This is a genomic window from Kitasatospora sp. NPDC088742 (assembly GCF_055584905.1).
In genome coordinates, this window is sequence record NZ_JBVJLD010000074.1 from 22,023 (window position 1) to 34,087 (window position 12,065).

14 protein-coding genes are annotated in these 12,065 nt (G+C 71.6%); 4 read left to right on the plus strand and 10 right to left on the minus strand.

Annotated elements, in window-relative coordinates; genetic code table 11:
• Positions 1-123: 123 nt before the first annotated feature.
• The 5 genes from cysS to ACZ6ZR_RS36165 all read right to left on the minus strand — a co-directional run bounded on the left by cysS (position 124) and on the right by ACZ6ZR_RS36165 (position 4,065).
• Positions 124-1,515, minus strand: coding sequence for a cysteine--tRNA ligase (cysS, locus tag ACZ6ZR_RS36145; protein WP_465649863.1), 1,392 nt, complete (start codon positions 1,513-1,515; stop codon positions 124-126).
• 72 nt (positions 1,516-1,587) lie between these two features.
• Positions 1,588-1,980 carry a PPOX class F420-dependent oxidoreductase gene (locus tag ACZ6ZR_RS36150; protein ID WP_465649865.1) on the minus strand — a complete coding sequence of 131 codons (393 nt, stop codon included), beginning with the start codon at positions 1,978-1,980 and terminating at the stop codon, positions 1,588-1,590.
• 98 nt (positions 1,981-2,078) lie between these two features.
• Complete coding sequence (gene ispF / locus ACZ6ZR_RS36155; RefSeq protein ID WP_465649867.1) at positions 2,079-2,585, minus strand: 2-C-methyl-D-erythritol 2,4-cyclodiphosphate synthase; 507 nt, start codon at positions 2,583-2,585, stop codon at positions 2,079-2,081.
• Entirely contained in the window at positions 2,575-3,354 is a 780-nt protein-coding gene (gene ispD / locus ACZ6ZR_RS36160) for a 2-C-methyl-D-erythritol 4-phosphate cytidylyltransferase (RefSeq protein ID WP_465649869.1), read from the minus strand. The genes ispF and ispD overlap by 11 nt, the downstream gene beginning before the upstream one ends.
• Positions 3,355-3,582: 228 nt before the next feature.
• Positions 3,583-4,065, minus strand: coding sequence for a CarD family transcriptional regulator (locus ACZ6ZR_RS36165; RefSeq protein WP_030244332.1), 483 nt, complete (start codon positions 4,063-4,065; stop codon positions 3,583-3,585).
• A 362-nt stretch (positions 4,066-4,427) separates the two neighbouring features.
• On the opposite strand from ACZ6ZR_RS36165, the gene ACZ6ZR_RS36170 reads away from it, so the two are divergent.
• Positions 4,428-5,102 carry a DUF461 domain-containing protein gene (locus tag ACZ6ZR_RS36170; protein ID WP_465649870.1) on the plus strand — a complete coding sequence of 225 codons (675 nt, stop codon included), beginning with the start codon at positions 4,428-4,430 and terminating at the stop codon, positions 5,100-5,102.
• Between the two features lie 98 nt (positions 5,103-5,200).
• Here ACZ6ZR_RS36170 and phoP read toward each other — a convergent pair whose 3' ends face one another.
• Together phoP and ACZ6ZR_RS36180 are read right to left on the minus strand one after the other, a co-directional pair.
• Positions 5,201-5,890 (minus strand): two-component system response regulator PhoP, encoded by a 690-nt coding sequence (gene phoP, locus ACZ6ZR_RS36175; RefSeq protein ID WP_465649872.1) that lies wholly within the window; start codon positions 5,888-5,890, stop codon positions 5,201-5,203.
• Positions 5,887-7,143 (minus strand): sensor histidine kinase, encoded by a 1,257-nt coding sequence (locus ACZ6ZR_RS36180; RefSeq protein WP_465649874.1) that lies wholly within the window; start codon positions 7,141-7,143, stop codon positions 5,887-5,889. The genes phoP and ACZ6ZR_RS36180 overlap by 4 nt, the downstream gene beginning before the upstream one ends.
• Before the next feature lie 263 nt (positions 7,144-7,406).
• Here ACZ6ZR_RS36180 and phoU point away from each other — a divergent pair, with 263 nt between their 5' ends.
• Together phoU and ACZ6ZR_RS36190 are read left to right on the plus strand one after the other, a co-directional pair.
• Entirely contained in the window at positions 7,407-8,081 is a 675-nt protein-coding gene (gene phoU, locus ACZ6ZR_RS36185; RefSeq protein ID WP_465649876.1) for a phosphate signaling complex protein PhoU, read from the plus strand.
• Positions 8,082-8,229: 148 nt separating this feature from the next.
• Positions 8,230-8,409, plus strand: a complete 180-nt coding sequence (locus ACZ6ZR_RS36190; protein WP_465649878.1) for a hypothetical protein — start codon at positions 8,230-8,232, stop codon at positions 8,407-8,409.
• A gap of 84 nt (positions 8,410-8,493) precedes the next feature.
• On the opposite strand, the gene ACZ6ZR_RS36195 is transcribed toward ACZ6ZR_RS36190, so the two are convergent.
• From ACZ6ZR_RS36195 to ACZ6ZR_RS36205, 3 genes are all read right to left on the minus strand, one after another.
• Positions 8,494-9,081 (minus strand): lytic polysaccharide monooxygenase auxiliary activity family 9 protein, encoded by a 588-nt coding sequence (locus ACZ6ZR_RS36195; RefSeq protein WP_465649880.1) that lies wholly within the window; start codon positions 9,079-9,081, stop codon positions 8,494-8,496.
• 241 nt (positions 9,082-9,322) lie between these two features.
• Complete coding sequence (locus ACZ6ZR_RS36200; protein WP_465649882.1) at positions 9,323-9,718, minus strand: hypothetical protein; 396 nt, start codon at positions 9,716-9,718, stop codon at positions 9,323-9,325.
• Positions 9,719-9,807: 89 nt separating this feature from the next.
• A complete protein-coding gene (locus tag ACZ6ZR_RS36205; RefSeq protein WP_465649884.1) occupies positions 9,808-10,566 on the minus strand; it encodes a phosphoglyceromutase in 759 nt (252 codons plus the stop codon).
• A gap of 157 nt (positions 10,567-10,723) precedes the next feature.
• Between ACZ6ZR_RS36205 and ACZ6ZR_RS36210 the strand changes: the two genes are divergently transcribed.
• Positions 10,724-11,977, plus strand: a complete 1,254-nt coding sequence (locus ACZ6ZR_RS36210) for an MDR family MFS transporter (RefSeq protein WP_465649886.1) — start codon at positions 10,724-10,726, stop codon at positions 11,975-11,977.
• The last annotated feature ends 88 nt before the right edge of the window (positions 11,978-12,065 follow it).

Genomic DNA, 12,065 nt, shown 5'->3' on the forward strand with positions numbered 1-12,065 from the left:
TTGTCTGTCTCGCCCGCCCCGGCGACGGCCGTCGGCGGCGGGCTCTGCGTCGTGCGGGTGGGCCGCACCGGTGAAGGTACGGCCCACCCACGCCCCGAGTGCGGGGCTACTGGTCGTTCGTGACTACTGGTTGAGCGTCCAGCGCGAGCCGGTCGGGCCGTCCTCGACGGACAGCCCGGCCTGCGCCAGCTGGTCGCGGATCGCGTCCGCGGTCGCGAAGTCCTTGCGGGTCCTGGCGGCCTGACGCTGGTCGAGCACCAGGCGGACCAGCGAGTCGACCACCGGGCGGAGGTCGTCGCCGCGCTCGGCGCCGGCCCACATCTCGTCCAACGGGTCGAGACCCAGCACACCGAGCATCGCACGGACCTCGGCGAGCCGCGCCACCGCGTTCTCCTTGTCGTCCGCGGCGAGGGCGCTGTTGCCCTGGCGGACGGCGGTGTGCACCACGGCCAGCGCCTGCGGCACGCCCAGGTCGTCGTCCATCGCCTCGGCGAAGGCCAGCGGCACCTCGGGCGCCCCGTCCACCGGGCCGCAGAGCTCGATGGCCCGCTCGATGAAGTTCTCGATCCGGGCGAAGGCGGTCTCCGCCTCGCGCAGGGCCTCCTCGCTGTACTCGATCATCGACCGGTAGTGCGGGGCGGCCAGGTAGTAGCGGAGCACGATCGGGCGCCAGCGCTGGACCATCTCGGAGACCAGCACCGAGTTGCCCAGGGACTTGGACATCTTCTCGCCGCTCATGGTGACCCAGGCGTTGTGCACCCAGAAGTTGGCGAACTCGTCGCCGAAGGCCTTGGACTGGGCGATCTCGTTCTCGTGGTGCGGGAAGATCAGGTCCAGCCCGCCGCCGTGGATGTCGAAGGCGGTGCCCAGGTACTTGTGCGCCATGGCCGAGCACTCCAGGTGCCAGCCCGGGCGGCCCCGGCCCCAGGGGGTCTGCCAGCTGGGCTCGCCCTCCTTGGCCCGCTTCCACATCGCGAAGTCGCGCGGGTCGCGCTTGCCGGTCTCGCCGACCGACTCGGGCTGCAGCAGGTTCTCCAACTCCTGGTTGGAGAGCGCCAGGTAGTCCGGGTAGGTGGTCACGGCGAAGTAGACGTTGCCGTCCGCCTCGTAGGCGTGGCCGCGCTCGATCAGGCCCTGCATCATCTCGATCATCTCGGGCACGTGCCCGGTGGCCCGCGGCTCGATCGAGGGCGGCAGGCAGCCCAGCGCGGTGTAACCCTCGCTGAACGCGCGCTCGTTGACGGAGGCGACCTGCCACCACGGGACGCCCTGGGTCTTCCCCTTGTCGATGACCTTGTCGTCGATGTCGGTGACGTTCCGGACGAAGGTGACCTGATAGCCGCGGTAGCCGAACCAGCGGCGCATCACGTCGAAGTTCAGGCCGGACCGGATGTGCCCGATGTGCGGGGGCGCCTGGACGGTCGCGCCACACAGGTACATCGAGACACAGCCCGGTACAAGCGGGACGAAGTCGCGTACCTGGCGGGTGCTGGTGTCGTACAGGCGAAGGCTCACAGCGTCAAGCGTAGTGGGCAGTGGGGGGTGCCCCGCCACCTTTCCGTCACGGCCTCGTCGGTTCGCTCCGTTTCAGAGGTTCCCGACCGCCTTGCGCGCCGCCAGGCGGCACACCACCCGGACGTCCTCGGGCCCGTCGTAGCCGTAGTCCTCGCCCCGGTACTTGTGCGACAGCTCGTCGATCAGCTCCCGGCCGCCCTCACGGACCATCACCACCTCGCCGCGCAGCTCCAGGTAGGTGTACGGGTGGTCCGGCGGGTTGACCAGCAGGGTGATCCGCGGGTCGCGGACCATGTTGAGGTGCTTGCGCCGGCCCTCGACGGTGGAGAACAGCACGTCGTCCCCCTCCCGCCGGACCCAGACCACCGAGGACTGCGGGCTGCCGTCCGGCTGCACGGTGCTCACCACCGCGAAGGTCCTGCCGTCGAACAGCGCCCTGGCCCGTTCGGAGAGCTCTACCGCCATCGTGGTCCCTTTCCTCGGCGTCTCCGGGGAACGCTACTGACCACGCGGCGGCGTACGGGAGTTGAACACCCGTCAGCCATCCGAACGGACCAACGGCGTCAACGCGCCCGGTACACCAGGGCGGTGGCGATCGCGGCCAGGCCCTCGGCCCGGCCGGTCAGCCCGAGCCCGTCGGTGGTGGTGCCGGAGACCGAGACCGGGGCGCCCACCGCGGCCGAGAGCGCCGCCTGGGCCTCCGCGCGCCGCTTGCCGATCTTCGGGCGGACGCCGATCACCTGCACCGCCACGTTCCCGATCTCGAAGCCCTCGGCCCGGACGATCCGGGCCGCCTCGGCCAGCAGTGCGACGCCCGAGGCGCCGGACCACTCGGGGCGGTCGGTGCCGAAGTGCGCGCCCAGGTCGCCCACCCCGGCGGCCGAGAACAGCGCGTCGCAGGCGGCGTGCGCGGCCACGTCCGCGTCCGAGTGCCCGGCCAGGCCGTCCCCGGCCCCGGGCCAGTCCAGACCGGCCACCCGGAGCGGGCGCCCGGCCTCGAAGGCGTGCACGTCGGTGCCGATCCCGACCAGCGGGATCACCGGGGTGTCGACGGGGGTGTCAGAAGCCATCGGAGGCCCTCCTGCGGGCGAGCACGGCCTCGGCGAGCACGAGGTCCAGCGGACGGGTGACCTTGAAGGCCTCTTCGTGGCCCGGGACGACCACCACGGTGCCGCCGTAGTGCTCGACCATCCCGGCGTCGTCGGTGACGGTCAGCTCCGGCTCGGCCAGCGCCCGCTCGTGCACCTCGGCCAGCAGCTCCCGGCGGAAGCCCTGCGGGGTCTGCACCGCGCGCAGCGCGGACCGGTCCGGGGTCTCCAGCACCGGCTCGGGCCGGCCTCCCGGCTGCGGCTCGACCCGCTTCACGGTGTCCGCCAGCGGCACCGCCGGCACCACCGCCCCGGCCCCGCCGCGGACGGCGGCCGCCACCGCGTCCACCACCTCGACCGGCACCAGCGGCCGGGCCGCGTCGTGCACCAGCACCACCTGGACGTCGGCCGGGATCGCCGCCAGCCCGAGGCGGACCGACTCCTGCCTGGTCGCCCCGCCGGCCACCACCCGGACGTCCTTGCCGTCCAGCCCGTGGCTGTCCAGCAGTCCGACCACCTCGGCCACGCCGTCCGGCGGCGCGGCCACCACCACCAGCCCGACCGCCCGGCTCCGGGCCAGCGCCCGGACGGCGTGCACCAGCAGGGGCACCCCGCCGAGTTCCCGCAGGGCCTTCGGGGCGCCGGGCCCCAGCCGCTCGCCCCGCCCTGCGGCGGGGACCACGGCCGCTGCGACTGCTGCCGTACCGTTCAGGGTTCGCTCCTTCGGCGCTGTGCTGCGTCCGTGCTGCATTTATGTTTTGCGCCCGCGGCGCGGTGGGTATGGCCCTGGCGAAGCCGAACGAGGCGTCCGGTCCCCTTCCGAAGCCGGCCCGCCCCCGTCACGGCCTCACACCGAGTGACCGGGGCGGCTCGTCCCCGGGTACGCCGAAGCGCCCGGGCTGCCGAGCCGCACCGGGGCCACGTTACGTGACCGCGATGAGTGCACCGACATCGGGCGCTTCGAACTGCGGTGGACCGCTTACGAGGCCAAGACCTCGTCGAGCAGCGTCTCCGCCTTGTCCTCGTTGGTGTTCTCCGCGAGAGCGAGCTCGCTGACCAGGATCTGACGCGCCTTGGCGAGCATCCGCTTCTCGCCGGCCGACAGACCGCGCTCGCGCTCGCGACGCCACAGGTCGCGGACGACCTCGGCTACCTTGATCACATCGCCGGAGGCGAGCTTCTCGAGGTTCGCCTTGTACCGGCGGGACCAGTTGGTGGGCTCCTCCGTGTACGGGGCGCGGAGCACCTCGAACACCCGGTCCAGACCCTCCTGGCCGACGACGTCACGCACGCCGACGAACTCCGCGTTCTCCGCGGGCACGCGCAGCGTCAAGTCTCCCTGCTGCACCTTCAGCACCAGGTAGGTCTTGTCCACACCTTTGATCTGGCGAATCTCGATGGCCTCGATGAGCGCGGCCCCGTGATGGGGGTAGACCACCGTGTCGCCAACCTTGAACGTCATGTGACAGGACCCCTTCCGTGGCTTACCAGAATAACACGGTTCGCCGTCCACCCGAAGGGCGTTTTCGCAGGTCAGGGCGGGTCTCGGGGCTTGACAAGGACCCCTCCGGCATGCTGCGACCCGTGTTCGACGGGGCCTTCTCGCAGGTCGGAGGTGGTCTGCACACCTGACGAAACCTCTGGCAACACTCCCGAAACCATGATTGGATCATGAGTTTTTGCCGTATACGCGTCCGAGACGTGCTCGCGGCACCCGACGGAGCGGTCGGAGCGCGACACGGGGCCACCCCGTGAGAACCGGATGTGAGCGGTCGGTAATCTGACTCTGACCACCGATCAGATACCCAAGGAGATGCCGCCGCCGTGAGCCGCAGCCTTCGTCGCGGCGCGATCGCCGCCGTAGCCCTCGCAGCGATCCTCCCCCTGTCCGCCTGCGCGGCCGGGACCAGTCCCGAAACCCTGCAGATCAAGCCGGACAACGCCTCGACCTCGATCGGGAGCACCCTCAGGCTCAACAACATCGTGGTGGTGACCGCGGCGGGCGGCAAGGCCGAGTACACCGGCCCGGCCAACGTCACGGTCAACATCAGCAACACCGGCTCCGCCCCGGAGGCCCTGCGCTCGGTGGAGCTGGCCGAGGGCGGTGCCGCCACCTTCGCCGACGCCAAGGGCGCGCCGCTGACCGAGATCGTCATCCCGGCGGGTGGCTCCGTGCTGCTCGGCGGCGAGGACCAGCCGGTCGTCAAGGTCGCCTCCGCCAAGGTCTCGGTCGGCGGCAACGCCAAGATCGGCTTCGGCTTCGGCACCGCGGGCAAGGTCGACACCGAGGCCCAGGTGCACACCGGCGAAGGCATGTACCGGACCTTCGGCCCGGCCGCCGCCCCGTCGAAGCCGGCCGCCGCGCCCGTGGCCTCCGCCTCGCCCAGCGCGTCGGCCTCGCCCTCGGCTTCGGCTTCCGCTTCGGCTTCGGCTTCGGCTCCGGCAGGTGCCTCCGCGAGCGCCTCCGCCTCGGCGAGCAGCAGCGCCGGCGCCCACTGACGCCCGTCACCGGCTGACCCTCCGTCAGCACGGCCGAAGGCCCCCGCTCGGATCGAGCGGGGGCCTTCGGGCGCGTACGGGGCGGGTGCCGGTCCGGCTTACGGCTCGAACTTGTAGCCGAGGCCACGGACCGTGACCAGGTAGCGCGGGGCGCCCGGGTCCGGCTCGATCTTGGCCCGCAGGCGCTTCACGTGGACGTCCAGGGTCTTGGTGTCGCCGACGTAGTCGGCGCCCCAGACCCGGTCGATCAGCTGCATGCGGGTGAGCACCCGGCCCGCGTTGCGCAGCAGCATCTCCAGCAGGTCGAACTCCTTGAGCGGGAGGTCGACCTTGGCGCCGTCCACCGTCACCACGTGGCGGTCGACGTCCATCCGGACCGGGCCGGCCTCCAGGGCGCCGGGGCCGCTCTCGACGGAGCCGTCGGCCTCGCCGCGGCGGCGCAGCACCGCGCGGATGCGGGCCACCAGCTCACGGGTGGAGTAGGGCTTGGTGACGTAGTCGTCGGCCCCTATCTCCAGGCCGACGACCTTGTCGATCTCGCTGTCCTTGGCGGTGACCATGATCACCGGCACGTTGGAGCGGACCCGCAGCTGGCGGCAGACCTCGGTGCCGGGGAGACCGGGGAGCATCAGGTCGAGCAGCACCAGGTCGGCGCCGTTGCGTTCGAACTGCTCCAGCGCGTCGGGGCCGGTGGCGGCGATGGCCACCTCGAAGCCCTCCTTGCGGAGCATGTAAGACAGGGCGTCGCTGAACGACTCCTCGTCCTCGACCACCAGTACTCGGGTCACGATCGTGCCTCCGGGGCAGGAAGGGGGTTGGGCTTGGTCTGCTGCTGTTCCTCGACCGGGGGTTGCCCGGCCGGGAGCCTGACGGTGAAGGTGGAACCCTGGCCCTCGACGCTCCACACGGAGACGGTGCCGCCGTGCGAGGCCGCCACGTGCTTGACGATGGAGAGGCCCAGGCCGGTTCCGCCGGTGGCCCGGGAGCGGGCCGGGTCGACCCGGTAGAACCGCTCGAAGATCCGCTCGCGGTCCGTCTCGGAGATTCCGATGCCCTGGTCGGTCACCGAGATCTCGATCAGCTCGCCGTCCGCCTCACCGAGGGCGGCGGCGCTGGAGATGCGGCGGGTGGCGATGGCCACCCGGGTCCGCGGCGGACTGTAGTTCACCGCGTTCTCGACCAGGTTGCCGAGGGCGGCGGCCAGCTGGCCGCGGTTGCCGTGCAGGTAGAGGCCGCCGATGCCGCCGGCCGCGATGTGGATCTGCTTGGCGGCGGCGGGCTGGCGGCAGCGGTCGATCGCCTCGGCGATCAGCACGTCCACCCCGACCGGCTCCGGGTCGACCAGCAGCTGGTCGTCCTGGACCCGGGAGAGGTCGATGATCTCCTGCACCAGGCTGGCCAGCCGGGTGGCCTCGATCTGCATCCGGCCGGCGAAGCGCTGCACCGCCTCCGGGTCGTCGGAAGCGTCCGCGACCGCCTCGGAGAGCAGGGAGAGGGCACCGACCGGGGTCTTCAGCTCGTGCGAGACGTTGGCCACGAAGTCGCGGCGGACGGCCTCGATCCGGCGGCGCTCGGTCCGGTCCTCGACCAGGACCAGCACCAGCCGGGAGCCGAGCGGGGCGACCCGGACGGAGACCGCGAGCGGCTCGGTCGGCCGGGCCACGCCCGGCTTGGGCACCTCCAGCTCGACCTGGCGGATCTCGCCGTCCCGGCGGGTGGCGCGGGCCAGCGAGAGCATCTGCTCCACCGCCACCGCACCGCCGCGGACCAGGCCCATCGCGTAGGCGGCGGAGCTGGCCTTGACCACCTCGTCGCCCTCGCCGAGCACGATCGCGCAGGAGCGGAGCACCGAGAGCACGGTGTCCACACCCGGGGGGAGGGGAGATTCCTGGGCGGGGAGTCCGCCCGATCCGTTCTTCCCGCCGCCGTTGCCCGCGCGGGCCTGCTCCCGCTCGCTCCAGCGGAAGGCGATGGCGGCCGTGAGACCGACCCCGAGCCCGGCTATGGCGCAGGCTGCGGCGGCGGCCACATTCACGTCCATGTGGCCAGCGTAAGCGCATCCCGGCGGCGCTCCCCATGGGTGCGATCAAGGGATCCGCCGTACGTCACCGAGAATTCACCTTCAGGCACCCGGTGGTTCATCACACCGGCCGTGCGTGGTCGCCCGAACGGCTCAGGGTGAGTCGTGCAGCCCGTGTGGGCGGTGACGGCACTACGATGCCGCCACCAGCAGCGGCCGTTCCGATCTTCGTACGGTACGGCCGGTCGGCACCGCCACCGACACAGCTACTGAGGAGAGCAGCAATGCGCGACGCGTACCACGAGGAACTCGACTCGATCAGCGACCAGCTGGTCGAGATGGCACGGCTGGTCGGTTCGGCCATGGGCCGGGCCACCACCGCGCTGCTGGACGCCGACCTGGCCCTGGCGGAGAGCGTGATCGCAGCCGACGACAAGGTCAACGCCCTCCACCACGACCTGGAGAACCGGGCCATCGACCTGCTGGCCCGTCAGCAGCCCGTCGCCACCGACCTGCGGATCGTGGTGACCTCGCTGCGGATGAGCTCCGACCTGGAGCGCTGCGGCGACCTGGCCCGGCACGTGGCCAAGGTGGCGCGGCTGCGCTACCCCGAGACGGCCGTCCCGAACGACCTGCACTCGATCGTGCTGGAGATGGGGCAGCTCGCCCAGCGGCTGGTGGCCAAGGCCGGTCTGGTGATCGCCACCAAGGACGTGGACAAGGCGCTGGAGCTGGAGCAGGACGACGACGCGATCGACGCGCTGCACCGCGAGCTCTTCTCGCACCTGCTGGACGACCGCTGGCAGCACGGCATCGAGACCGCGGTGGACGTCACCCTGGTCGGCCGCTACTACGAGCGTTTCGCGGACCACGCCGTCTCGGTGGCCAAGCGCGTGGTCTTCCTGGTGACCGGCGAGCACGCGGGCGAGTTCGTGCCCGCCACCGAGGTCGAGGCCTAAACGTCTCAGGGGCGGTGCGGGGGCGCACAGGAGGGCGATCTCCCCGCCCCCGCGCGCCCGTTGACGGTTCGTCACCGGGGGGGCTTCACTCGTGGAGGGGCACACCGCCGTGTGCACCCGCGGTGCTTTGCCGAGGAGGCCCAGCGCGATGAAGGCGACCACTGCCCCCGACTCCCAGCCGCCGAGTTCCATCACTCCGACGGCCGCCAAGCTGCTGCCGGTGCTCTCCGCCACCTGCGGCTGCAGCCCCGGCTGCGGCTGCGGCTGCCAGTCCGGCGCGCCCTGCCAGTGCGGCGGCGCCAGCGGTGGCTGCTGCGGCGGCCACTGACCAGTACCCACCTCGCACCGGGCCCGTCGGCCGGGCGCCCCTGACCTGCCGGGGCGCCCGGCCGACGTACGCTCTGACGCCGGGTCAGAACTGCAGGTCGACGCAGGAGTAGAACGCGTTGGCCGTGTCGGAGATGTCCCAGACCGCGAGCAGCACGTGGTGGCCGGTCAGGCCGGCCGGGAGCGGGACGCTGTGGGTCAGGGTGCTCGGCGGCTGCTGGTTGTTGCCGGGCACGGTGAGCAGCGGGGTGAGGTTGAGGTTGCTCCGGCTGAGCGCGGTGGCCGCGTTGTAGCCGGGCTTGGTGAGGAAGTACTTGTACGAGGCGGTGGCGTGCCGCGCGGTGAACTTCCAGGTGAAGTTCTGCTTGGAGCCGGCCGTCACCTTGGTGGTCGGCCAGGCGCCGTTGCGCGGGGCGTCGAGCTGGGCGAAGCGGCTGTTGCCGCCCGCGCAGAGCTTGCCGTCGGCCGGGCCGCTGCCCGGGAAGCCCTTCGGGCCCTCGACGCTCTGCGGCTCCCACTGGATGTCGCCGCAGTTGGTGACGGTGCCCGCCGCGCAGAGCGCGGCCCGGCTGGGCGGGCCGGTGACGTAGCCGTGCGAGTAGGCCGGCAGGGCGGTCGCGACCGGTACCGCGACGGCCGCCACGAGGGCGCCGACCAGATGACGCTTGCGCATGGTGCTCCTTCCGACTCGGCTCCGGGCAGGCCGGAGCGAGCTGTGGGGGTGGATGGAGTACAGGGACGTCACGCCGGTGTCCGTGGGGGGATCTTGGCGTGACCTTGCCACTGGTCCATACCATAGGAGGGCGTCAGATGGCCGTCAATGGTCTGAACCACCGTGATACAGAGGCAAGTTGACGCACCATCGGCCCCACCCGTCGAACGGATGGGGCCGATGGTGCGCCGGTGCTCCCGGACTACTTCACGGTGAGCGTGGTGCTCTCGCTCCGGCCGGAGGAGACCACCTTGCCGGTCAGCCGCAGATCGCCGGTCGAGCTCGCGGTGTACTTCGGCAGCCGCAGCACCGCCGAGCCGCCCGAGCAGGCGGCCTTGCCCAGCGTGCCGCTCTGGCCGCCCTTGCTCCAGCCGAACTCCAGCTGGTCACCCGAGGCGCAGCCGTTGTAGGTGACCGTCAGGGCACCGCCGTTGACGAGCACCAGCGGCGAGACGTTCAGGCTGCTCGCCGGCTGGGTGCTGTGGGTGCCGCTGCTCTTGCTCTTGCTCTTCTTCTTTTTCTTGCTGCTCGAACCACACGCCGCCAGCGACAGCACCAGCAGCACGACCAGCGCGCCCACCATGGACTTCTTGACCATCGGTCCCCCCGTAGTCGTCTCGGAAGCCAGCAGGATAACGGCCCCCCTCCCGTACGGGAGGGGGGCCGTTATCGACCGGGACCTGGGCGCTACTTCTTGCCCTGGTTCTTGACCGCCTCGATGGCGGCCGCGGCGGCGTCCGCGTCCAGGTAGCGGCCGCCCTTGGCGAGCGGCTTGAAGTCGGCGTCGAGCTCGTAGACCAGCGGGATGCCGGTCGGGATGTTCAGGCCGGCGATGTCCTCGTCGGAGATGCCGTCGAGGTGCTTCACCAGGGCGCGCAGGCTGTTGCCGTGCGCGGTGACCAGGACGGTCTTGCCGGCCGCCAGGTCGGGGACGATGGCGTCGTACCAGTACGGGAGCATCCGCTCGACGACGTCCTTGAGGCACTCGGTGGCCGGGCGCAGCTCGCTGGGGATGTCGGCGTAGCGGGCGTCACCGGCCTGCGAGTACTCGTTGTCGTCGGCCAGGACCGGCGGCGGGGTGTCGTACGAGCGGCGCCACAGCTGGAACTGCTCCTCGCCGAACTCGGCCAGGGTCTGGGCCTTGTCCTTGCCCTGGAGGGCGCCGTAGTGACGCTCGTTCAGCCGCCAGCTGCGGTTGACCGGGATCCAGTGGCGGTCGGCCTTGTCGAGGGCGATCTGCGAGGTGCGGATGGCGCGGCGCAGCAGGGAGGTGTGCACCACGTCGGGGAAGAAGCCCTCGGCGGCGAGCAGCTCACCACCGCGCGCGGCCTCCTTCTCGCCCTTCTCGTTGAGGTCGACGTCGACCCACCCGGTGAAGAGGTTCTTCTGGTTCCACTGGCTCTCGCCGTGACGGAGCAGGATCAGTCGGTAGGTCGTGTCAGCCATGGGGGTCAGCTTAATCCAGGCGGATAACCGCTAGCCGGGACCAAGGTCCACCGGTAATGTGCGCTTTGCAGAAGAGCCACTTACACCACCGCCCAGCGGTCACCCCGTCCTGCCCGGGTCCGCTGAGCGGTGCCCCACGCCGCCCGGGAGCCCCCACATGCCCGCCCTGCATCGCCTCTACGTCTCGATATCCGAGACGGGTCGTGGACTACCCCGTCAGTTCTGGTGGCTCTGGACCGCCACCCTGGTGAACAAGCTCGGCGGGTTCGTGGTCCCGTTCCTGTCGCTCTACCTGACGGTCGAGCGCGGCTGGTCGGCGGCCTACGCGGGCCTGGTCGCCTCGCTCTTCGGACTCGGCTCGGCCGTCGCGGCGCTCGGCGGCGGGGTGCTCACCGACCGGATCGGACGGCGGCCCACCCTGCTCGCCGCACAGCTCGGCACCGCGCTGTCGGTGGCCGTGCTCGGCTTCACCGACGGGCAGGTGGCGATCGCGGCGGTGGTCTTCCTGGTCGGCCTCAGCAGCAACGCCTCCCGCCCCGCCATCTCGGCGATCATCGCCGACGTGGTGCCCGCCGCCGACCGCGGCCGGGCGTACGCGCTGAACTACTGGGCGATCAACATCGGCTTCGGCGCCTCCGCCGCGGTGGCCGGGCTGATCGCCTCCCACGGCTACCTGACGCTCTTCCTGCTGGACGCGCTGAGCACGCTGCTCTGCGCGGTGGTGGTCTTCGTGAAGGTGCCGGAGACCAAGCCGGTGGCGGCGGCCGCTGCCGACGGCGGGCCGGCCGCGCCGCAGGCCGGGCTCGGGCGGGTCTTCCGGGACGGCCGGTTCATGGCCGTCTTCGGGGTGAACCTGCTGCTCGCGCTGGTCGCGCAGCAGGGCTCGACCACGCTGGCCGTGGACATGGGGCAGGCCGGGGTCCCGGCCTCCCAGTACGGCCTGGTGATCAGCCTCAACGGCCTCCTGATCGTGCTGCTCCAGCTCCCGATCACCTGGTTGATGGAGGGCCGCGGCCGGACCGGCCTGCTGGTCGCCAGCTCGCTGCTGATCGGCTGGGGCTTCGGGCTCACCATGTTCGCCGGCTCCTCGGCCTGGTTCTTCGCCCTGACCGTGGCGATCTGGACCATCGGCGAGATCGTGAACGCCCCGACCATGATGGCGCTGGTCGCCGAACTGGCCCCGGCCGACGCGCGCGGGCGCTACCAGGGCGTGTACTCGCTCTCCTGGTCGCTGGCGATGTTCCTCGGCCCGGCGGGCGGCGCCCTGCTGCTCCAGTACGGCGGCGGGGTCGCGGCCTGGGGCGCCTGCGCGCTGCTCGGCACCGCGGCGGCGGCGGGCTTCCTGCTGCTCGGCCGCCGCACCGCCGCGCCGGCGCCGGTGGAGGCGCCGGCGGCCCGGGTGCTGGTCTAGTGCCGTGCCCGGCAAGGTTTGCCCCGTCGCGTCGTTCGGTGCGTGCTATCGGCGTGCCGGGCGAAGGCCCGTCGTAGCGGAGCTACCC

What these genes read in the sequence shown, in the direction of transcription:
- ACZ6ZR_RS36150 (WP_465649865.1), bottom strand. Translation starts at nt 1,980, where the DNA reads ATGGCGGTAGAGCTCTCCGAACGGGCCAGGGCGCTGTTCGACGGCAGG.
- ispF (WP_465649867.1), bottom strand. Translation starts at nt 2,585, where the DNA reads ATGGCTTCTGACACCCCCGTCGACACCCCGGTGATCCCGCTGGTCGGG.
- ispD (WP_465649869.1), bottom strand. Translation starts at nt 3,354, where the DNA reads ATGCAGCACGGACGCAGCACAGCGCCGAAGGAGCGAACCCTGAACGGT.
- ACZ6ZR_RS36165 (WP_030244332.1), bottom strand. Translation starts at nt 4,065, where the DNA reads ATGACGTTCAAGGTTGGCGACACGGTGGTCTACCCCCATCACGGGGCC.
- ACZ6ZR_RS36180 (WP_465649874.1), bottom strand. Translation starts at nt 7,143, where the DNA reads ATGGACGTGAATGTGGCCGCCGCCGCAGCCTGCGCCATAGCCGGGCTC.
- phoU (WP_465649876.1), top strand. Translation starts at nt 7,407, where the DNA reads ATGCGCGACGCGTACCACGAGGAACTCGACTCGATCAGCGACCAGCTG.
- ACZ6ZR_RS36190 (WP_465649878.1), top strand. Translation starts at nt 8,230, where the DNA reads ATGAAGGCGACCACTGCCCCCGACTCCCAGCCGCCGAGTTCCATCACT.
- ACZ6ZR_RS36195 (WP_465649880.1), bottom strand. Translation starts at nt 9,081, where the DNA reads ATGCGCAAGCGTCATCTGGTCGGCGCCCTCGTGGCGGCCGTCGCGGTA.
- ACZ6ZR_RS36200 (WP_465649882.1), bottom strand. Translation starts at nt 9,718, where the DNA reads ATGGTCAAGAAGTCCATGGTGGGCGCGCTGGTCGTGCTGCTGGTGCTG.
- ACZ6ZR_RS36205 (WP_465649884.1), bottom strand. Translation starts at nt 10,566, where the DNA reads ATGGCTGACACGACCTACCGACTGATCCTGCTCCGTCACGGCGAGAGC.
- ACZ6ZR_RS36210 (WP_465649886.1), top strand. Translation starts at nt 10,724, where the DNA reads ATGCCCGCCCTGCATCGCCTCTACGTCTCGATATCCGAGACGGGTCGT.